Below are 21508 nucleotides of genomic sequence, written 5' to 3'. Positions count from 1 at the left end.
GGGTGCGCGCACCGATCAGTCGGCCTGCGCCTCCGCACGCGATTTCCCGGACACATCCAGCGCCAGCGTGGCCGCCATGAACCCGTCCAGATCTCCGTCCAATACCCCCTTGGTATCAGAGGTTTCGTGATTGGTTCGCAAATCCTTCACCATCTGGTAGGGTTGCAGCACATAAGACCGGATCTGGTTGCCCCAGCCTGCGTCGCCCTTGGCGTCATGGGCCTCGTTGATGGCCGCGTTCCGCCTGTCCAGTTCCAGCTGGTACAGCCGGGATTTCAGCGCCTTCATCGCGATGTCGCGGTTCTGGTGCTGTGATTTCTCGGAACTCGTGACGACGATGCCTGTGGGCGCATGGGTGATCCGCACAGCGGAATCGGTGGTGTTCACGTGCTGTCCGCCCGCGCCGGATGACCGGTAGGTATCGATGCGAATGTCCGCCGGGTTCACTTCGATCTCGATATTGTCGTCCACCACCGGATAGACCCAGACCGAACTGAACGACGTGTGCCGCTTGGCCGCCGAATCGTAGGGCGAGATCCGCACCAGCCGGTGCACACCGCTCTCGGATTTCAGCCAACCATAGGCATTGGTGCCGGAAATCTTGTAGGTGGCCGATTTGATGCCCGCCTCGTCTCCCGCGCTCTCCGATTGCAGCTCGACCTTATAGCCCTGCTTTTCCGCCCACCGCACATACATGCGGGCCAGCATCGACGCCCAGTCACAGCTTTCCGTGCCACCAGCGCCTGCGTTGATCTCAAGGAAGGTGTCATTGCCATCGGCCTCACCATCCAAGAGCGCCTCCAGCTCCTTCTGCGCCGCCGTCTCCGCCAGCGACTTGAGCGCATCCTCTGCATCCGTGACGACCTCGGCGTCGTCCTCCATCTCGCCCAGCTCGATCAGCTCGATATTGTCCGCAAGCTCCTGCTTGATGCGGTCATGGGTCTCCATGGCGTCGACCAGCATCTGCCGCTCGCGCATCAGCTTCTGTGCCGCGTCCGGATCATCCCACAGATTGGGGTCCTCGACACGGGCATTGAACTCTTCCAACCGATGGGGCGCTGTCTCCACATCCAGCCGTTGCGCCAACAGCGCAACCGACTTCTCGATCTCACCAACGATGTTCTGAATTTCGGCGCGCATCGCGGATCCCTCTTGCAGTGCAGAGCCTTGAAATAGACCAAGGATCGCGCCGCCACAAGGTCAGGACCCGCCCGAATGCGGGATGGCGGGCGGGGCGTCTTTGCGGGCCGCATGGCCCGTCAAAGCGCGTCGCGCGTCATCTAGTAAAGCCCACCGGAACTGAGAGTGCCGAAATTCGCCTTGGGCCCCACAACCGCCTTCTTGCCGGTGGACGTGGTGACCTGACGACCACCGCCGCCCGCTTCCTCAAAGAGCGGCAGATCGGCCCCCATGGCAAACCCACCGTCAAAGGTGATGCCAAAGATCGGCTCTTCGCCGTCGCGGAAATACTCGGCCACAACATTGTCGCCCGTGGCGGAATCGCTCAACCGCGCGCCTGTGAACCGGTCGATCTTGATGAATTGGCCGCCTTCCGGAACCTCAAACGCACCGCCGCCATATTTGCTGATCGCCTCGCGCATGAACGACGCAAAGACCGGCCCGCACATGCCGCCGCCCGATGCCCCCTTGCCCAGGGACCGCGGCTGGTCATAGCCGATGTAACAGCCCGCCACGATGTTGGACGAGAACCCCACGAACCACACATCCTTGGCGTCGTTGGTCGTGCCCGTCTTGCCCGCAATCGGCACCGACAGGTTGACCGTCTTCGACGCCGTGCCGCGGTCCACCACACCCTTCATCATCGATGTCAGCTGATAGGCGGTGATCGGGTCCATCACCCGCTCACGGTTGGAAATCACCCGCGGCGCAAAGCCCGGATCAAGGCTCGCCAGCTGCGTGCAATCCCGGCAGGTCCGCTCGTCATGGCGGTAAACCGTCCGCCCGAACCGATCCTGCACACGGTCGATCAGCGTCGGCTGTACCCGTTCGCCGCCATTGGCAAACATCGCGTAGGCCGACACCATCTGGTACAGCGTTGTCTCTTCGGATCCCAGCGAGTTGGCGAGGAACCGGCCCATATTTTCATAAACACCGAACCGCTCTGCATAGTCGGCCACAACGTCCATTCCGACCTCTTCGGCCAGACGGATCGTCATCAGGTTCCGCGAGCGTTCGATACCCGTCCGCAGGGGCGTCGGCCCGTAGAACTGGTTCGACGAATTGCGCGGACGCCACAGGCCCTGCGGCGTGTTGATCTCGATGGGTGCGTCCACCACGATCGTTGCGGGCGAATAGCCGCTGTCGAGCGCTGCGGCATAGACAAAAGGCTTGAAGGACGAGCCGGGCTGGCGCTTGGCCTGTGTGGCACGGTTGAACACCGAATGCTGGTAGCTGAACCCGCCCTGCATCGCGATCACGCGGCCCGTGTTGACGTCCATCGCCACGAAACCGCCCTGCACACGTGGCACCTGCCGCAGTGTCCAGCGGATGAACGACCCATCGCCGTCCTCGGTCATGGCGCGCACATGCACCACGTCACCGGGTTCGAAATTGTCGAAAAAGCTGCCCTTGACCCAGCGAATGTCCTCGCGCGGGACGACCGGCGCAGGCTCATCCTCGGTCCAGCCCTCGATGCCCAGACGCATCTCCTGATCGCCCACCTCCAGCACCACCGCAGGCCGCCAGACGCCATTCAGATCGATGTCGCGCGCCACGGTTAAATTCGCCAACGCCTCGGCCCAGTTTTCCAGCTGTTCCGCCTCGAGCTTTTCGCCCGTCCCGCGCCAGATGCCCAAACCACGGTCGTAGTTTTCCAGCTGCCGCCGCAATGCCTTGGCCGCCACGGGCTGCATTTCCGCATCAATCGTCGCGCGCACGGTATAACCACCGGTAAAGAACTCGCCCTCGCCGAAATCCTCGCTCAGCTGGCGGCGGATCTCATCGGTGAAGTAGTCACGCGGCGGCAGTTCCGCCTTGAAGCTTTCAAAGTCACCGTTCTGCACAGACCGCAGCGGCATGGCGCGCTCGCTTTCGTATGTGGCCTCGTCCAGATACCCGTTCTCCATCATTTCCTTGAGAACAAAGTTCCGGCGTGCCATCAGCCGATCCTTGCGCCGCACCGGATGGAAATCCGACGGGGCCTTGGGCAAGGAGGCAAGAAAAGCCGCCTCATGGGGTTCAAGATCGCTCAGCGTCTTGTTGAAATAGGTCTGGCTGGCCGCCGCTACACCGTACGAGTTCTGGCCAAGGAAAATCTCGTTCATATACAGCTCGAGGATCTTTTCCTTGCTCAGCGCCTCTTCGACGCGGGCGGCGAGGATGATCTCCTTGATCTTGCGTTCGGCCTGACGGTCGCCAGACAGAAGAAAGTTCTTCATCACCTGCTGCGTGATGGTCGAGGCCCCGCGCACATCCCTGCCCCGGCTGCGGATGGCGTCATAGGCGGCCGACCCGATACCGCGCAGGTCATAACCGTCATGGGTATAGAAATTCTTGTCCTCGGCGCTGATGAACGCCTGTTTGACCAGCGGCGGGATCGTGTCCGCCGGCGCGAACAGACGCCGCTCCTGCGCGAATTCGTCGATGATCTGACCTTCGCCCGAATAGATCCGGCTGATCGTGGCGGGCTGGTACTGCGCCAGCGACTCGTGGCTGGGCAAATCGCGGCCATACATCCAGAACACCGCCCCCACAGACAGCGCGACCATCGCCGCCCCCATGGTGACCGTGGTAAAAATCCCGCCAAAGAAGGATAGAATGAACCGAAACATGACCGCCCGCACCTGATTGGAAAAGGTTGCTTTGGCGTCTAGGTATACGCCACCTGCCAAGGGGCGTCAAAAGCCAACTGTGGCGCGATCCCGCCGATGTGATCGCCGCTATTGCCGGATCAGCGGCTGCATCGCCAGATCATCGTCGCGCCATTGCAGGATACCCGCCGCCAGCGCCTCGACCATGACGGACCGCCACACCGGATCACGCAGATTGGCGAGGTCACGCGGGTCCGAAAGGAAGCCCACCTCGACCAGTACCGAGGGGATATCGGCGCTCTTGAGGACCGAGAACGCTGCCTCGCGGCGGGGCCGCTTGTTCATTGGCCCGCCCGCGGCGGCCAGGTTCTCGATCAGAGCCGCGGCCAGCGTCGCGGTGCGCGGCATGGTTTCGGTGCGCGCCAGATCCATCAGGACCGCCGCCACCTGATCGTCCGTCCCGCTCAGATCGACGCCCGCCAGAATATCAGCGCGGTCATGCTGCGCGGCCAGCTGGGCCGAGGCCGCATCGCTGGCCTGTTCCGACAGCGTATAGATGGTGGCCCCCCGCGCCTGCCCCTGGCTCAGCGCGTCTGCATGGAGCGACACGAACGCATCTGCCCCGACCTGATGGGCCAGCGCCACCCGTCCGGGCAGCGACACGAACATGTCCCGGTCGCGGGTCAGCACGACCTCGATACCGCCTGCCCTGCGCAGGGCATCGCGCAGGGCCAGCCCCATGCCCAGCATCAATTCCTTTTCGCTGGTGGTGTCACGGACCGCACCAGGATCGACCCCGCCATGGCCCGGATCAATCACCACGACAAAGGCATCCGCGTCGCCCTTCGGCAGCGGGGCCGCCGCAGGCGCGCCCCAGTCGGCATCCACCGGACCACCGGCACCGGCGGCAAATTCCGCGGGCTCCGCAGGTTCCAGCGTGATCTCAAGCGTGGCAGTGCCGTCGGACACATCCACCGGCATCCCGATCTCGACCGGCAACATCGGCGCGGCCAGATCTGCAATCAATCGGGACCAGCCGGGTTTGAACGTCCCGAACCGGACGCCCGAAATGCTGTCGCTGCCCGACAGAAACGCATCGGCCGTCAGCCCATCGAAATCAACCTCGCGAAAATCCGCCACAAGCCGCGCCGGATCATCCAGCACAAACACCCGGAACGGCACGCCCTGGCTCAAATGTAGCGTCAGCGCACTCCGCCCGAACCAGCCGTCCTTGACACCGCTTTGGGCTGCATCGACGCGGGCCAGACCGGACAGGTCCTGCGCTTGCGCCATCAGCGCACCCCAGATCATCATCCACGCAAGAAATACCGCCCGCATCACACTGCCCTTTTTCGGGTCACCATAGGCGATCATGGGCACCGCGTGAATCCCCCTTCACCGCGCGGCCATGAACTTTGCCAACCGGTCCAGTCCTTCGACGATATCCTCGGTGCGTCGCGCATAGGAAAAGCGCAGCGTTTGGTGCCCGCGCACAGGGTCGAAATCCAGCCCCGGCGTCACCGCCACCCCGGCCTTGTCGAGAATTTCGGCGGCCAGCGCGCGGCTGTCATCTGTGATCCCGGACACATCGGCATAGACATAAAACGCCCCATCAGGCGGCGCGATGCGGGCAAACCCGGCCTTGGGCAACCCCTCCAGCATCAACGCGCGGTTGGCGGCATAGACGGCAAGGTTCGCTTCCAGTTCGTCCGCGGCATCCATCGCGGCAAGGGCGGCCACCTGGCTGGCGTGCGGCGCACAGATGAACATGTTCTGCGCCAGCCGCTCGACCACACGCACGTGGTCCTCGGGCACCACCATCCAGCCCACGCGCCACCCCGTCATCGAGAAATACTTGGAAAACGAGTTGATGACATAGACATCGTCGCTCAGGTTCAGCGCGCTGACAGCCTTGGTCTCGTATTCGATCCCGTGATAGATCTCGTCGCTGATGAAACTTGCACCCGCACCCTGTGCGGCGTCGATCAGCGCGCCCATGGCCAGGGCATCCAGCATCGTACCCGACGGGTTCGCGGGCGAGGCCACCAAAAGACCCGCCAGATCACGATCGGCAAAATCCGCCGGCACCGGCTGGAGCCTGTTGTCAGGCGAGGTGGGCAGGTCCACCGGCACAAGGCCCAGCCCCTTGAGGATCTGACGATAGCTGGGATAGCCCGGCGCACCGATACCCACCCTGTCGCCACTGTCAAACAGCGCGTTGAAGGCAAGGATGAACCCGCCCGAGGCCCCCGAGGTAATCACCACCCGGTCGGGATTGAGGTCGATATCGTACCAGTCGCGATATAGTTGTGCCACGCGCGCCCGCAGCGCAGGCAGACCCATCGCCACGGTATAGCCCAGCGGCCCCTCCGCCATGGCGTCGGTCAATGCGCGGATCGCCGCCTGTGGTGCCCCGGTGCCCGGTTGGCCCACTTCCATGTGGATAATATGGCGCCCGGCCTCCTCGGCGACGCGCGCCGCCTCCATCACGTCCATCACAATAAAAGGATCAACGTCACTGCGGGTTGAGGTTCGCATGGGCACTCCTATGATCTGATCCATGACCTTTCATATGCTGCGGCGCGCGCCGTCAATCCTGATCTTCAGCCTGTGCCTGACGCTGATCGCGGCCCTGCCCGGGCGTGCGGTGACGCTGTTGCGCGATGCGGATATCGAATACGCGCTTTCGCAGGTGGCCGCACCGGTGCTCAAGGCCGCCGGGCTGAGTGCCGCGCGCACCAAGATCCTCGTGGTCAATGATGGCAGCCTGAATGCCTTTGTCGTGGGCAACGACGCGATCTTTATCCACTCGGGGCTTTTGAGCCGAATGGAACGGGCCGATATGCTGCAAGCGGTCATCGCCCATGAGGCGGCGCATATCGCCAACGGCCATATCACCCGACGTCTTGGCAATCTGGGCAATGCGCGCACCGCCGCCAGCCTTGGCGCGGCGCTTGCGGTTGTGGCGGCGGCCGCCGGATCGGGCGAAGGGGCCGCGGCCATCGCACTCGGAACGCAAAGTGCGGCACAACGCGCCTTTCTGCGGCACACCCGCGCCGAGGAAAGTGCCGCCGACCAATCGGGCGCCCGCTATCTGCGCAGCGCAGGCATATCGCTTGCCGGGATGGCGGATGTGTTTCGTCTGTTCCGGGGTCAGGAGGTCCTGTCCGAGGCCCGTCAGGACCCCTATGTGCGCTCGCACCCGCTCAGCCGCGACCGCCTGCGCGCGATCGAAGCCTATGCCGCAGCCTACGGTGAACATTCCTCCGACACGTCCTCGTCGGATTACTGGTTTGCCCGCGCCAAGGGCAAGCTGACGGCGTTCACGCGGCGCTCAAGCTGGACGTTGAACCGCGTGGGCGACAGCGGATACCGTGATGTGGCGCTGATGCGCGAGGCGGCGGCGCACCACCGCAATTCGAACACGCGCAAGGCGCTGGCGGCCATCGACAAGGCCATCGCGCTACGGCCCAAGGACCCGTTCTATTATGACCTCAAGGCGCAGATCCTGATGGAGACGCGCAATTTCGCGGCCGCCGCCAATCAATCGGCCCGCGCGGTGCAACTGCGCCCGCGCGACGGGCTCTTGCAGGCAAGCTATGGCCGCGCGCTGCTGGCCAGTGGCAATGTGTCTGCCGCACTCAAGGCGCTGGAACGGGCGCGCACGATTGACTACCGCGATGGATCCATGCTGCGCGATCTGTCGGTGGCCTATGCCAAGACCGGCCAGCGTGGCATGGCGTCCCTGATCACTGCAGAACGCTATGCCCTGCGCGGACGTCTCGACGACGCGGGCATCCACGCCAAACGCGCCACCGGGCTACTGTCCGAGGGATCGGGACCTTGGCAAAGGGCGCATGATGTGCTCCTTGCATCTGAACGCGCTGCAAAACGAAAACGGAGATAACACCCATGTTTCGCACCCTTGCCACATCCGCCCTTGCGCTGACGCTGGCCCTGCCCGCCGCGGCGCTTGACCTGACCAACATGACGGCGGAGGAACGCGCCAATTTCCGCGAGGAGATCCGCGCCTATCTGCTGGACAATCCCGAGATCATCATGGAGGCCGTGGGTGTGCTGGAAGCGCGCGAACAGGCCGCGCAGGCACAGGCGGATCTGAGCCTTGTATCTGACAATGCCGCGGAACTCTTTGACGACGGATACTCTTTTGTGGGCGGCAATCCGGACGGCGACATCACATTGGTGGAGTTTCTGGACTACCGCTGCGGGTTCTGCAAACGCGCCCATGGCGAAGTGGCCAAGATGCTGGAAAGCGACGGCAATATCCGCCTGGTCGTGAAGGAGTTCCCGATCCTCGGGGAACAGTCGCTTTTGGCGTCGCGCTTTGCAGTGGCCACCAAGCAGGTCGCGGGCGGCGACGCCTACAAGGGCCTGACGGATGCGTTGATGACGATGTCCGGCGATGTCACGATGCGGAGCCTGCGGCGGATGGCGTCGACCTTTGGTCTGGATGCAGACGCGATCGAGGCGCGCATGGACAGCGATGAGGTGACGATGGAGATCCAGCGCACGCGGGCACTGGCGCAGCGGTTGCAGATCACCGGCACGCCGACCTTCGTGTTGCAGGACGAGTTGCTGCGGGGGTTCCTGCCCTATGACGAGATGATGGCGCTGGTGGCCGAGAAACGCGGCTAGGCCCTGGTTTCGCCGCGCTGGCGCTGCGGCGACCGCCCGGGGGCTCTGCCCCCGGACCCCCGGAGTTTATTTGGCAAAGTGAATGAGCAGGCCCGCTATTGTGCGGCTTGGGCATCTGCGGCTGCGGCGGCGTCCAGTTCGGCGGCCTTCTTTTCGACTTGTTCCACGATGTGATCCACCATCGTCGCGTTGTCCTGTTTGTGGCTTTGCTGGCCTGCAAGGTAGACCATGCCGTGGCCGGCACCGCCGCCGGTAAAGCCCACATCCGTCATCAGCGCCTCTCCGGGACCGTTCACGACGCAGCCGATGATGCTGAGCGACATGGGCGTCTTGATATGGGCCAGACGGTCTTCGAGGATTTCGACGGTCTTGATCACGTCAAAGCCCTGGCGCGCGCAGCTTGGGCAGGAGATGATGTTCACGCCGCGGTGGCGCAGGCCGAGTGATTTCAGGATCTCGTAGCCCACCTTCACCTCTTCCACCGGGTCGGCGCTGAGGCTGACGCGGATCGTGTCGCCGATGCCCATCCACAGCAGGTTGCCCAGACCGATGGCGGATTTGATCGTGCCCGACGTCAGGCCGCCCGCTTCGGTGATGCCGAGGTGGATGGGGGCGTCGGTGGCCTCGGCCAGTTGCTGATACGCCGCGGCGGCCATGAACACGTCCGAAGCCTTGCAGCTGATCTTGAATTCGTGAAAGTCGTTGTCTTGCAGGATCTTGATGTGGTCGAGACCGGATTCCACCATCGCATCCGGGGTCGGCTCGCCGTATTTGTCGAGCAGATGCTTTTCCAGACTGCCCGCGTTCACCCCGATCCGGATCGAACAGTTGTTGTCGCGCGCGGCCTTGATGACTTCCTTGACGCGCTTTTCATCACCGATATTGCCCGGATTGATCCGCAGGCAGGCGGCACCGGCTTCGGCGGCTTCGATGCCGCGTTTGTAGTGGAAATGGATATCGGCCACCAAGGGCACCGGGCTTTCGCGGACGATCTCGTGCATGGCCCGGGAACTGTCCTGATCGGGTACGGAGACGCGGACAATATCGGCCCCCGCTTCTGCCGCCGCCTGGATCTGGCCAATGGTGGCCTTGGCGTCCGTGGTCAGCGTGTTGGTCATCGTCTGCACCGTGATCGGTGCGTCGCCCCCCACGGGCACATTGCCCACCATGATCTGGCGGCTTTGGCGGCGATAGATGTTACGCCAGGGACGAATGTGGTTCAGAGACATGCCAACAGCCTTGTTCGAAAACGGTCCGGTTGTCAGGCAAGATAGACACACCCGCGCAGCGCGGCAATGGGCTGCGACGCTTTAGTCGGCCTCTTGGGTCACCGCCGCTGCCTTGGCTTCGGCATAGCGGATCAGCCCGTCATCCGTGGCCACATCCACCGGCAGATAGGTTTCCTTGAGGCCCGCTATTTCGAGCGGCAGGTTCGATGTGACGGATCCCGCGGGGCCCACAGGGCCGTAGAACTTGTCGTTCATCGCAAAGTAGATTGCGCCGCTTTCGCCGGTGCGCAGCGTGGGTGCCTCTTCGGTCAGGGGCGCTTCCCATGTGTCGCCGGGCTGCATCGTGGCCTCGTATATCACGGTGCCGTCGGCGGCGCGGACGCGGACCCAGGACGGGCGGACTGCGACCATGGTCAGGGCGGGCGCCACATCTTCGACCACCTGCGGGACCGACGGGCCCACGGGTGCTATGTCGTCGGGCAGCACAGACGCAAGCGTGCCCGCGGTGGGCAACGTGTCACGACCGGCGGTGGCAAAGGTGCCCAGTTCGCGCGGATCAAGAGTTGCAATGGGCGCGTCGCGCGCAACAAGAACCGGCACGTCCAGCGCCTGCGGGCGGTAGAGACGGTCGAGCGCATCGGCACGGGGTGTCTGGATATCGGGTCCAGTGGCCACGTCTTGCGTCTGCGCGACACCGCTCAGCGGGTCGAGGTCGGACAGCACGACGGGCGTCTGTTCCACTGGGGCCACCTGCACACGCTGCACCTCTTGCAGAACCGAATAGCCGCCAAAGCCGATGCCGCCGATCAATGCCAGCAGTACCAGCGACGACCCGACGGCGCGCGGCTCGATCCGCGACCAGATCGCCTCGCCTGCAGGAACAAACGGTGTTGCGGGCGCGGCAAAAATGTCGGCACCGGGACCACGGCCCAAGCGCTCTTCGCGCGACGGCTTTTTGACCACCGATGCCTCGGCCGACATGCCGTGGGCCACGGAGAACCCGCTCTCGGCGCAGAACGCGGCAAAGGCGCGGTCGGGGTCCATATTCAGGTAACGGGCATAGGACCGCACATATCCAGCGATGAAACCGGGGGTATCAAAAGCATCGGGATCACAGCTTTCGATGGCTGCGATATAGCTCGCCTTGATGCGCAATTCGCGCTGTACGTCGAGAAGGGATTTGCCGAGCGTTGCACGCTCACCGCGCATGATGTCACCCAGGCGCAGCTCGAAATCGTCAAAGCCCTTTGGCTCCGCGATTTCCTCTTCTTTGCTGATGCCGGATTTGCGCCCGATCATTCCGCTGCCCCACTACTTCACGCGTTAACGAACCCTCACCACTCGATTCGCCTCGCTGCTGTTGTTTAACAGACCGTAACACATGGCAACGGAATTTGCGAATTTTAGTGAATTATCCGGCGCTCTCGGCACGATTTAGCGCACAGTGGGACCACAATTTATCCATTGCGTGCACCAATGCGTCGACCTCGCGTGGTCCATGCACCGGGGACGGCGTGAATCGCAACCGCTCGGTGCCGCGCGGCACGGTCGGGAAATTGATCGGTTGCACATAGATCCCGTGGTCTTCGAGCAGCATGTCGCTGAGCATCTTGGTATGTACTGGATTGCCCACCATCACGGGTACGATATGGCTGCCGTGATCGATGATCGGCAGGCCCATGCCCTTGAGACGCAGCTTGAGCACCTTGGCCTGTTCCTGATGATCCGCGCGCAGGTTTTCCGCCGTCTTGAGGAATGCCACGGATGCCGCAGCCCCCGCCGCCACCGCCGGAGGCAATGACGTGGTAAAGATGAAACCCGGCGCATAGGACCGGATCGCGTCGCACATCTTGGCCGAGGCGGCGATATAACCGCCCATGACACCGTAAGCCTTGGCCAGCGTGCCGTTGATGATGTCGATGCGGTCCATCAAGCCATCACGTTCGGCGACGCCGCCACCGCGCGGGCCGTACATGCCCACCGCGTGGACCTCATCGATATAGGTCAGCGCACCGAATTCATCGGCCAGATCGCAGATCTCTTTGATGGGGCCGAAATCACCGTCCATCGAATAGATCGATTCAAAGGCGATCAGCTTGGGCACTTCTGGATCGTCCGCCTCGAGCAATGCACGCAGATGCTCGACGTCATTGTGACGGAACACACGTTTTGCACCGCCGTTGCGGCGTACACCCTCGATCATGGAGGCGTGGTTCAGCGCGTCGGAATAGATGATCAGGCCCGGAAACAGCTTGGGCAGCGTGCTAAGCGTCGCGTCGTTGGCGATATAGGCGCTGGTGAACAGCAGGGCTGCTTCCTTGGCATGCAGGTCGGCCAGCTCGGCCTCGAGGCGTTTGTGATATACCGTGGTGCCCGAGATGTTGCGTGTCCCGCCCGATCCTGCGCCCGTGGCATCAATCGCCTCGTGCATCGCCTGCAACACGACAGGGTTCTGGCCCATGCCCAGATAGTCGTTGCCGCACCACACCGTGATCGGCGCGCGCGTGCCGTCGGGGCGCGTCCACGTCGCGTGGGGGAACTGTCCCTTTTGCCGTTCGATATCAATGAACGTCCGGTATCTGCCCTCGTCATGCAGACGTTGCAGGGCGTCATCCAATTTGGCGGTGTAATCCACGCGAGGCTCCATCTTGGTCGTGTCCGCACGGGGCGGACCCGTACGTGTTCTTAGAACGAATATAGACTGCACAAACGCCCTTCAATGCCAATCAAATGCGCGTCATGTCGCAGGTCTCGTCCAAGGGCCACTCTGACAGGCGCAAACGGGGCCCGCGTTGACCCAAATCAAATGTGCCTCTGGACACCCCGTCCTGCACCGCTAATCTCGCGGAACGCCTAACCCTCCCGGAGCCCCCATGACCCTTGACGCTGTGCTTTCCCGTATCGATGCCGACCTGCCCCAAGCCACCGACCGGCTGCTGGATCTGTTGCGCATCCCGTCGATTTCGACCGACCCCGCGTTCAAGGATCACTGCCAGACCGCCGCCGATTGGCTGGTGGCCGATCTGCAAAGCCTGGGCGTCGATGCCCAGAAACGCGACACACCCGGCCATCCGATGGTCGTGGGCCATGTGCCGGGGGACGGGCCACACCTGCTGTTTTACGGCCACTACGATGTCCAGCCGGTTGATCCGCTGGAGTTGTGGAACAACGACCCCTTCGATCCACAGATCGAGGATACGCCCGCAGGTCAGGTGATCCGCGGGCGCGGGTCCTCCGATGACAAGGGGCAGCTGATGACCTTTGTCGAGGCCTGCCGCGCGTGGAAGGCGACCCATGGCACCCTGCCCTGCCGCATCACCTTCTTCTTCGAGGGCGAAGAGGAAAGCGGCTCGCCCTCGCTGGTGCCGTTCATGCAGGAAAACGCCGAAGAGCTGAAATCCGACCTCGCGCTGATCTGCGACACGGGCCTTTTCGAATCCCGCGTGCCTTCCATCGTGACCATGCTGCGCGGCCTGCTCGGAGAAGAGCTGACGATCACCGCCCCGGACAAGGATCTCCATTCGGGCATGTATGGTGGCGTGGCGATGAACCCGATCCGCGTGCTGACCCGTGTGCTGGCGTCGCTGCATGATGATCAGGGCCGCGTGACGGTCCCGGGTTTTTACGACGGTGTGCCCGAATTGCCCGATGCGATCCGCAGCCAGTGGCAGGGGCTGGCCTTTGATCACGCCCGTTTCCTCGGTGACGTGGGCCTCAGCGCACCCGCCGGCGAACAGGACCGCACCCCGATCGAGATGATCTGGTCGCGGCCCACCTGCGACGTTAACGGCATCTGGGGCGGCTACACCGGCCAGGGGTTCAAGACGGTGCTGCCCTCGCAGGCCTCGGCCAAAGTCAGCTTCCGCCTTGTGGGCGACCAGGACCCCCACGCGATCCGCGCCAGTTTTCGCCAGATGGTGCAGGACGCCCTGCCCGCCGACTGCACGGTCGAATTTGCCGGCCACGGCGCGGGCCAGGCCTCGGTCACCGAAACCACCGACCCGGCATTCGAGGCGGCACGCGCCGCCCTTAGCGACGAATGGAATATCCCCGCGGCCTATGTCGGCTGTGGCGGATCGATCCCGATTGCGGGCCATTTCCAAGAGATCCTGGGCACAACCCCAATGCTCGTCGGATTTGGCAAGGACGACGACCAGATCCACTCGCCCAACGAAAAATACGACATGGAAAGCTTTCACAAGGGCATCCGCAGCTGGGCCCGCATCCTTGATGCGCTGACCTGATCGGGGATTGCACCATGCCCCGTTTTGACACGCCCACGGCGCAGACCATCGCCTATAATGTGCAGGGCAGCGGCCCGCCCGTGCTGCTCTTGCACGGATTCCCGCAAACCCGCGCGATGTGGCACGCCATCGGGCCCCGTCTGGCGGCGGACTTCACCGTGGTGACGGCCGATTTGCGCGGCTATGGCGACAGCAGCAAACCGGCGGACATGGCGGAGATGAGCTTTCGCCCCATGGCCGATGACCAGCGCGCCCTGATGGCGCATCTGGGGCATGACCGGTTCCACCTTGTGGGCCATGACCGCGGCGGGCGTACGGCGCACCGGCTGGCGCTCGACACACCCGACGCGGTGCTGTCGCTGACCCTGATGGACATCGTGCCCACGCATCTGCTGCTCGATCAGCTGTCGCAAGAGGTGGCGCGCGCCTATTACCACTGGTTCTTCCTGGCCCAGCCCGCACCCTTTCCCGAAACGCTGATCGGGCACGACCCGGACGCCTATTTCGAAAGTTGCCTGGCGGGATGGGGCGGCGGCATGGACGGGTTTGACGCCCGCGCGCTTGACGCCTACCGCACCGCGTGGCGCAGCCCCGACTGCATCAGAACGATGTGCAATGACTACCGCGCGGCGATCGACGTGGATTTCGCGCTGGATGCCGCCGATCTGGGCCGCACCCTGCCGATGCCGGCCTGTGTCCTCTATGGCGGTGACGGGGTGATGGGCCGCGCCTATGATGTGCCCGCCACATGGGCCGACCGGCTGTCCGACATGACCGCAAGGGCCGTTCCGGGCGGTCACTTCTTTCCCGATACGGACCCGGATGCGACCTATGCCGCGCTGCACCGGTTCCTGATGCGGGTCAGATAAGCCCCGAGAACCGCTCCGGCAGCAGGTATTGCGTGCCGTAATCGGGCCGGTCGAAATGATAATACCCGGTGTCGCCGCGCGGCTTGAAGCTGCGCTGCATCTTGCGCCGCAGGGGCCGCATGTCGAATTCCTCCATCATCTCCAGATCCGCAAAAGCGTCAAAGACCGCCCGGTCCTCGCCCCGCGCCTCGGCGAACCAGTGGCGTCCGATGGCGGCCTCCTTGACCCCGGCCTGCACCTCCTCCGTGACCATGTTGCGGTGATCCATCACCCCGACATAGGCGGCAAAGTCGCAGAATTTCAGGTGCATCAGATAAAGATCATCTGGCGTAAACAGCTTGTCAGCCTGGGTGAAATGCCCGCCCCGCGCAATCTTGACCGGGGCCGAGATGATGCAGGGTTTGGAATAATGCGGCGCCGGGCGCACGTGACGGCGCGGGCCAAGGATGCGATCCTCGATCACCTCCTCCTCGATATCAATGCGATGAATGACCTCAAGGCCCAGCGGCGTCAGCACCCGCCCCTCGGGCGCATCTTCGAGAAAATCGCGCAAGCTGCCGCCCGCCTCCGGGTCGCGCACCACCAATTCGTCCACATCGCCCACGATCACATGGCGGTAATAGCGGCGCAAACCGCCCACGAGGTTGTTGAGCAGCCCCCAGCGCTTGACGTCGAAATTCTTGTGCGGATCGCCGGGGATGCCGATGATGTTGCACCCCTCGGCCAGGGCCGCCGCCTCCGCCCCGCGGCCATGGTTGATCACATAACAGTTCTCGCGCCCGAACATCTCACCGTAGTGGCGCAGCCACGCCTTGAGGAAAAACGCGTCATCACGCACCATGGTAACGGCGGCCACTGTTTGCATCTGCTACTGTCCTGCTCAAAGGTCATTTTTCACGCACTCTAGTGCATCGACCCAAACAAGAGAATCGTTAATTTGGCGCAAAGCTCCCCGACACCCCTGCCCGCACAATTCGCAGACACCGGCCTGCATGTCCAAAGGGCGGGCACAACCGACATCCGGCGATACCAGGTGCTGGGCGAACGCTCCTCCGGCACGAATTTCGTCAAACGCCTGCTGGGCCGGAACACGGCCCTTGCCCCGACCGAGGCATTGGGGTGGAAACATGCGACGCCGCACATGCTGGCCGTACCGCATGATTTGGCGGTAATCTGTGTGGTGCGCCGCGCCGACAGCTGGGCCCGGTCGATGTTTGCCAAACCGTGGCACACCACACCGCAGATGCAGGCGCTGGGGTTCTCCGACTTCCTGCGCGCGCCCTGGGACACGGTGATCGACCGCCCGCGCTATTTCGAAGGGCTGGTGCCGGACGGATCTGTGGGCGCGCCCCTGCAAGCCGACCGCGACCCCGTGACCGGCGCGCGGCACGCCAACATCTTTGCCCTGCGCCACGCCAAACTGCTGGCCCTGCTGGGCATGTTGCGGCGGGACTGCACCTGCATCCTGTTACGGATGGAGGACGCCCAGGCCGCACCCGAGGCGACGCTGGACGCGCTTGTATCGGCGCTTGGCCTGCCCGCGCGCACGGCCCCGTTTCGACCCGTGGTCAAAAGGCTGGGATCGAAATTCAAACCGTCCGTGCCGGGGCGCCCCGACAAGGCACCCGACTGGAGCGACGACGACATGGCCTTTCTGCGCGCCCAGATCGACACCGATCTGGAAGCGCAGCTGGGCTATGCCTACTGATCAGCCCGCCGCCGCAACCTCGTCATCGGCCACCCGGAAGAAAATCGCATAAAGCGCAGGCACCACGATCAGCGTCAGCACCGTGGCAAAGCTGAGCCCGCAGATGATCACCACCGCCAGCGACGCAAAGAACGGATCCCACAAGAGCGGCACAACCCCCAGCACGGTGGTCAGCACACCCAGAACCACGGGCCGTACCCGGCTGACAGCCGCGTCAACGATGGCATCCATGCGCGCCTTGCCATCCGCGATCTGGCTGTCGGTCTCGTCGATCAGCACGATGGCCGCCTTGATCAGCAAACCGGTCAACGACAGCACCCCGAGGATGGCCATGAACTCCAGCGGTGTCTGGAATGCAGCCAGCCCCCATATCACCCCGATCAGACACAAGGGCACCGTCAGCCAGATGATCAGTGGCTGGCGGATCGCGTTGAACAGGAACAGCACCACAAGGATCATCGCGCCAAAGCCCAACGGCATGGTCGAGGCCAGCCCCGCATTGGCGTCCTGCGAATTGCCGAACTCACCGCGCCATTCCAGCGTATATCCGGGCGGCAGGGCGATCTCTTCGATAGGGCCGCGCACAGCCTCGAACAGGTCACCGGACAACTGGCCCGGCGCATTGTCCGCCTGCGCCAGAATGGCCAGCTGGCGGTCGATACGGCGCAGATTGCCCGCCTCGAACACGATGTCGAACCGGTCCACCACCTGGTTGATCGGGATATACCCGCCCACCACCTGGCTATAGACCTGCACGTCGCGCAGCGCCTCCACATCCGTCCGCTCGTTCTCGAACGGGCGCATCACGACGTTCAGCAACTCGTCCCGCTCGCGGTAAACACCCAGCGACGAGCCCGACAGATGGGTATAGAGCGCGTTGGAAATCTCGCCCTGCGTCAGGCCCAGCCGGCGCGCGTTGTCGGTGTTGATCACGGGCCGGATCACCTTGACCTGCTCGCGCCAGTCATCCTTGACCGCCACGGCGCCCGCATCCGACATGATCGACTTCGCCTCTGCCGCCAGGGACCGCAGCACCACGGGATCCGGCCCGACAAACCGCGCCTCAACCTTGGATCCGCCACCCGGCCCGAGCACAAATTTCCACACCTTGGCATTGGCCTGCGGATAGGACGCGTCGATCCAGGTCTGCAACTCATCGCGCAGCCCGTCGATCTGGCGGAATTCCTCAACATCGACAAGGATCTGGCCATAGGCCGCGTTCTGGTTCTCGGATTCGTAGATCAGCATGAACCGCAGATGCCCCGACCCCACGGCCGTGTTGGTGCCCGTCACCCCCTCAAGCGTGCGCACATGTTCGGCGATCTCCAGCACATCCGCCTCGGTCTGTGCGATGTCAGACCCCTGCGGCAGGAAATAGTCGATCACGAACTGCTCGCGCGTCGAGGTGGGAAAGAACCCCGCCGGCACCATGCTGAACATCGCAATGGCCGAGGCGAACATGACCACAACCACAGCAATGGTCACATAGCGCACCCGGATCGCGCGTTTCAGCAGCGCGCGATAGGCCCGCATCACCCCGTTCTCCTTGGTCTCGGCCCCTTTGCCGGGCTTGAGGATCAGGGTGCAGAAATACGGCGTCAGCCAGATCGCGATCAGCCATGAGAACAGCAACGAAATGCTGATCGTCCAGAACAGGCTGCCTGCATATTCGCCCGTGTTGTCCGGCGAAAACCCGACCGGGGAAAACGCCAGCAGACCCACGATCGTCCCGCCCAAAAGCGGCCACTTGGTCTGGTTGACGATGGCAATCGACGCCTCGCCCGCATCCTCGCCGCGCTGCACCCGCACCAGCGTGCCCTCGACCACCACGATGGCATTGTCGACCAGCATCCCCAGCGCAATGATCAGCGCGCCCAGCGAAATCCGCTGCATGTCCAGCCCATAAAGGTACATGCCAAACAGCGTGCCCGCGACCGTCACCAGCAGGATACCCCCCATCAGGATACCCGACCGCAACCCCATGAAGATCAACAGCGTGCCCACCACGATGGCCAGCGCCAGCGCGACGTTCATCACGAAATCGTCGACCGAGGATTTCACCGTCACCGACTGGTCCGAGATCGGCACCACGTCGATGCCGATGGGCCGCTGATCGATCAGTGCCTCCATCCGTTCCTTGACCGCCACGCCCGTGTTCACGACATTGCCGCCCAGAGTGTTGGACACGCCGATCCCCACCGCCTGCTGCCCATCACGGTACAGCAGCATGGTCGCCGGATCCTTCAGTCCCCGCGTGATCGTCGCAATATCCGACAGGCGGAACGACGCGCCCGTCTGCGGGTTCGAGATGATCAGCCCGCCAATCGCCTCCGTCGAAGACACCGCCGACACGGGCCGCACGGTCAGCCGGGTCTGCCCCGCCTTGATGGAGCCTGCGGGCGTGACAAGGTTCTGCCCTTCGAGGATCTGCGCCACCTGTTGCGGCGACAGCCCCAGCTCTGCCAGCCGGGCCGAGGAATATTCGACATAGATCACCTCGTCCTGCACGCCGTTCAGCACCACCTTGGACACCCCGTCCACAGTCACCAGCTCGCGTTGCAGATCCTTGGCGTATTCGTGCAGCTCGGTGATCGAAAGCCCATCGCCCACCACCGCGAAATACATCGCATAAACGTCGCCAAAATCGTCAAAGACCTGCGTCTCCAGCGCATTCGGCGGCAGAGCGCCCTGCGCGTCGTCGATCTTGGCCCGCATCTGGGCAAACCGTTGATAAAGCTGCGGATAATCCGGGGTCGACGCAATCGTGAACTCGACCGTCACGGTGCTGACACCCGGCGAGGAGACCGACCGCACCTCGTCCACGCCCTGCAACTGCTGCAAGGCGTTCTCGATGACTTCCGTGACTTCTTCGGCCACCTCCTCGGCGCTGGCACCGGGATAGGGCGTGACGATCTGCGCTTGCCGGATGATGAACTCGGGGTCCTCGAACCGGGGCAGCGCCGTGTAGGCGAAATACCCCGCAACAAGGATCAACAGCGTCGAAATCGCGGAAATCAGGCGCTTTTCAATGGCGAACCGGGCCAGATCCATGTCCTAGCCCCCGATCCGCGTGATGGGGCGGATGGTCATCCCGTCAAGGATCTGGCTGACCCCGGCGGCAATCACCGTGTCGCCCTCGGACACGCCGCCGGTCACGGCCACGCTGTCGCCACTGGCCGCCCCAAGCGTCACGGGCTGCTTGCTCACCGTGTTCTCGGCGCTCACCACCCACAGGAACGGATCGCCGTTGGGCTCCGCCGCGATGGCCGTCAGCGGCACGCGCAGCGATGCGTCCCCGCCCGGAGCCGTGGCAATAGCCCGTCCCACCATGCCCGGCAGGATCACAGCCGTGCCCGGCTGCGCCACGCTCACGCGACCGCGATAGGTCTGTGTCGCCGCATCCGCTTGCACGGAAAACTCGACCACTTCGGCATCGAACACCGCGCCCGGAATGGCATCAAAGGTCACCTGCATGCTGATCTGGTCCTGCCCATTGGCGGTCAGCGCGGTCACATCCGGCCCCGGCACGTCAAAGGCCAGATGCACCGTCGCAAGGTTCTGGAGCAGCGCCACGCTCTGACCGGCCTGAATATTTGTGAAATTATCGATGTTGCGCCGCGCGATGACCCCCGCAAAAGGCGCGGTCAGCGTTGTGTCCGCCAGATTGTCCCGCGCCACCTGCAACTGCGCCTCAAGCCCGCGCAACGCGGCTTCTGCGGCCTGCACGTCCTCTTCGCGCCCGCCCGACTGGCCAATGGCCAGCTGTTCGGTCTGCGCCTTCAGGTTGGCCTCGGCGACCAGAAGGGCCGCATCATCCTGCTCCACCCGGGCAGAGGCAACCACACCCCGTTCCGCCAGCTCGCGGGTCCGCTCCGCCTGTTCGCGCGCCTGATCCACCTGCGCCTGCGCCGATGCGACCGCCGCCTCAAGGGCTGCAACTTCTTCGGCACGCGCACCGCTGCGCAAGGCCGCAAGCTGCGCAAGTGACTGATCGCGCTGGCTCTCCAACTGTGCGACCTGCTGCTGGAAGTCACGCGGATCGACCTGCGCGATCACATCACCCTCGGCCACATCCATCGCCCCGCGGATCGGCAATTCGATCACCCGGCCACTGACCCGAAAGGACAGATCCACCTCGGCCGACGGCAGGACAATCGCGGGATAGGTGCGCCGCACCACCGCCTCGGTGCTTTCAACCATGGCAACCTTGGCGGGCCGCACCCCCGACTGCGCCAGCGCATCGCCGGACAGAACCGCCGCGACACAGACAAATGAGGCCGCAAATGCAAATGCTTTCATGATGCGCAATATCCCTTCTATAATCTGCCCACACGGTCCACCGACCGGCACCCCATGTCAATTCCAAGGCGCGCCAATGTCGACAACTCTGCAAATTATTTTCGGCAGCACGCTTTTGACGCTCTGCGCGCTGGTGCATGTGGGGATCGTGGCGGCGTCGGTGCCTGTCTACGCGCGGCTCGGGCGCAGGCTGGCGCACATGCGCCCCCTGCCCCGCAATACCGCCCTGCTCAGCGTCGGCGTCCTGCTGATCGTGGCCGCGCACACGGTACAGGTCTGGTCATGGGCGCTCGCCTTCCACGCCGTCGCCGCTTTCGAAGACTTCCCCACCAGCTTCTACTTTGCCACCGTCACCTATACCACGCTGGGCTACGGCGATCTGGTGCTGGGCGATGGGATGCGCATTTTCGGGACGTTCTCGGCCATCACCGGCCTGCTGACCTTTGGGGTCAGCACCGCATTCCTGATCAACGTGATCGGACGGCTTTTGCCTGCCTTGCAGGCACCGCATTCGGATTGATCCGTGAAATGTGGGAAAAGTGGCGCGGTTGACGGGGCTCGAACCCGCGACCCCCGGCGTGACAGGCCGGTACTCTAACCAACTGAGCTACAACCGCGCATCGTGGTCCTTTTGTCCCCGGACCTTTGGGGTAAGCAGTGGCGCGGTTGACGGGGCTCGAACCCGCGACCCCCGGCGTGACAGGCCGGTACTCTAACCAACTGAGCTACAACC

Annotated in this window: 16 protein-coding genes and 1 tRNA gene; 6 read left to right on the top strand and 11 right to left on the bottom strand. The window is 63.7% G+C overall.

Annotation, left to right across the window (positions count from 1 at the left end):
* Positions 1 to 15: 15 nt before the first annotated feature.
* The 4 genes from prfB to Q0949_RS15795 all read right to left on the bottom strand — a co-directional run bounded on the left by prfB (position 16) and on the right by Q0949_RS15795 (position 6308).
* Positions 16 to 1140, bottom strand: a complete 1125-nt coding sequence (gene prfB / locus Q0949_RS15810; protein ID WP_299374369.1) for a peptide chain release factor 2 — start codon at positions 1138 to 1140, stop codon at positions 16 to 18.
* 140 nt (positions 1141 to 1280) lie between these two features.
* Positions 1281 to 3791, bottom strand: coding sequence for a PBP1A family penicillin-binding protein (locus Q0949_RS15805; protein ID WP_299374366.1), 2511 nt, complete (start codon positions 3789 to 3791; stop codon positions 1281 to 1283).
* Between the two features lie 108 nt (positions 3792 to 3899).
* On the bottom strand, positions 3900 to 5108 hold the full coding sequence (locus Q0949_RS15800; protein ID WP_299374848.1) for an N-acetylmuramoyl-L-alanine amidase: 1209 nt from the start codon (positions 5106 to 5108) through the stop codon (positions 3900 to 3902).
* A gap of 57 nt (positions 5109 to 5165) precedes the next feature.
* Positions 5166 to 6308: an aminotransferase class I/II-fold pyridoxal phosphate-dependent enzyme gene (locus Q0949_RS15795; protein WP_299374363.1), complete on the bottom strand. Its 1143-nt coding sequence runs from the start codon at positions 6306 to 6308 to the stop codon at positions 5166 to 5168.
* Positions 6309 to 6330: 22 nt separating this feature from the next.
* On the opposite strand from Q0949_RS15795, the gene Q0949_RS15790 reads away from it, so the two are divergent.
* Together Q0949_RS15790 and Q0949_RS15785 are read left to right on the top strand one after the other, a co-directional pair.
* On the top strand, positions 6331 to 7677 hold the full coding sequence (locus Q0949_RS15790; protein ID WP_299374360.1) for a M48 family metalloprotease: 1347 nt from the start codon (positions 6331 to 6333) through the stop codon (positions 7675 to 7677).
* Between the two features lie 5 nt (positions 7678 to 7682).
* Positions 7683 to 8426: a DsbA family protein gene (locus tag Q0949_RS15785; protein ID WP_299374357.1), complete on the top strand. Its 744-nt coding sequence runs from the start codon at positions 7683 to 7685 to the stop codon at positions 8424 to 8426.
* Positions 8427 to 8521: 95 nt separating this feature from the next.
* On the opposite strand, the gene ispG is transcribed toward Q0949_RS15785, so the two are convergent.
* The 3 genes from ispG to hemA all read right to left on the bottom strand — a co-directional run bounded on the left by ispG (position 8522) and on the right by hemA (position 12302).
* The gene (gene ispG / locus Q0949_RS15780) at positions 8522 to 9655 is read right to left on the bottom strand and encodes a flavodoxin-dependent (E)-4-hydroxy-3-methylbut-2-enyl-diphosphate synthase (RefSeq protein ID WP_299374354.1); all 1134 of its coding nucleotides are present in this window, start codon (positions 9653 to 9655) and stop codon (positions 8522 to 8524) included.
* Positions 9656 to 9736: 81 nt separating this feature from the next.
* Complete coding sequence (locus Q0949_RS15775) at positions 9737 to 10954, bottom strand: helix-turn-helix domain-containing protein (RefSeq protein WP_299374351.1); 1218 nt, start codon at positions 10952 to 10954, stop codon at positions 9737 to 9739.
* A gap of 112 nt (positions 10955 to 11066) precedes the next feature.
* Positions 11067 to 12302, bottom strand: coding sequence for a 5-aminolevulinate synthase (gene hemA, locus Q0949_RS15770; protein WP_299374348.1), 1236 nt, complete (start codon positions 12300 to 12302; stop codon positions 11067 to 11069).
* 226 nt (positions 12303 to 12528) lie between these two features.
* On the opposite strand from hemA, the gene Q0949_RS15765 reads away from it, so the two are divergent.
* Complete coding sequence (locus Q0949_RS15765) at positions 12529 to 13899, top strand: M20/M25/M40 family metallo-hydrolase (RefSeq protein ID WP_299374345.1); 1371 nt, start codon at positions 12529 to 12531, stop codon at positions 13897 to 13899.
* A 14-nt stretch (positions 13900 to 13913) separates the two neighbouring features.
* Positions 13914 to 14768, top strand: a complete 855-nt coding sequence (locus Q0949_RS15760) for an alpha/beta hydrolase (RefSeq protein WP_299374343.1) — start codon at positions 13914 to 13916, stop codon at positions 14766 to 14768.
* Here the strand turns inward: Q0949_RS15760 and Q0949_RS15755 are convergent.
* Positions 14761 to 15633, bottom strand: coding sequence for a glycosyltransferase family 2 protein (locus Q0949_RS15755; RefSeq protein ID WP_299374341.1), 873 nt, complete (start codon positions 15631 to 15633; stop codon positions 14761 to 14763). The two genes, Q0949_RS15760 and Q0949_RS15755, sit on opposite strands and share 8 nt — an antisense overlap.
* 72 nt (positions 15634 to 15705) lie before the next feature.
* On the opposite strand from Q0949_RS15755, the gene Q0949_RS15750 reads away from it, so the two are divergent.
* Positions 15706 to 16476 carry a hypothetical protein gene (locus tag Q0949_RS15750; RefSeq protein WP_299374338.1) on the top strand — a complete coding sequence of 257 codons (771 nt, stop codon included), beginning with the start codon at positions 15706 to 15708 and terminating at the stop codon, positions 16474 to 16476.
* On the opposite strand, the gene Q0949_RS15745 is transcribed toward Q0949_RS15750, so the two are convergent.
* Complete coding sequence (locus tag Q0949_RS15745) at positions 16477 to 19527, bottom strand: efflux RND transporter permease subunit (RefSeq protein WP_299374335.1); 3051 nt, start codon at positions 19525 to 19527, stop codon at positions 16477 to 16479.
* 3 nt (positions 19528 to 19530) lie between these two features.
* Positions 19531 to 20775: an efflux RND transporter periplasmic adaptor subunit gene (locus Q0949_RS15740; RefSeq protein ID WP_299374332.1), complete on the bottom strand. Its 1245-nt coding sequence runs from the start codon at positions 20773 to 20775 to the stop codon at positions 19531 to 19533.
* A 76-nt stretch (positions 20776 to 20851) separates the two neighbouring features.
* Here Q0949_RS15740 and Q0949_RS15735 point away from each other — a divergent pair, with 76 nt between their 5' ends.
* Complete coding sequence (locus Q0949_RS15735; RefSeq protein WP_299374329.1) at positions 20852 to 21295, top strand: potassium channel family protein; 444 nt, start codon at positions 20852 to 20854, stop codon at positions 21293 to 21295.
* 20 nt (positions 21296 to 21315) lie between these two features.
* On the opposite strand, the gene Q0949_RS15730 is transcribed toward Q0949_RS15735, so the two are convergent.
* Positions 21316 to 21392, bottom strand: a tRNA-Asp gene (locus tag Q0949_RS15730).
* Between the last annotated feature and the right edge of the window lie 116 nt (positions 21393 to 21508).

Source organism: uncultured Tateyamaria sp., assembly GCF_947487805.1.
GTDB lineage: Bacteria > Pseudomonadota > Alphaproteobacteria > Rhodobacterales > Rhodobacteraceae > Tateyamaria.
Note: the sequence above shows the minus strand (reverse complement) of the source record. Positions and strands in the feature narration are given on the sequence as shown.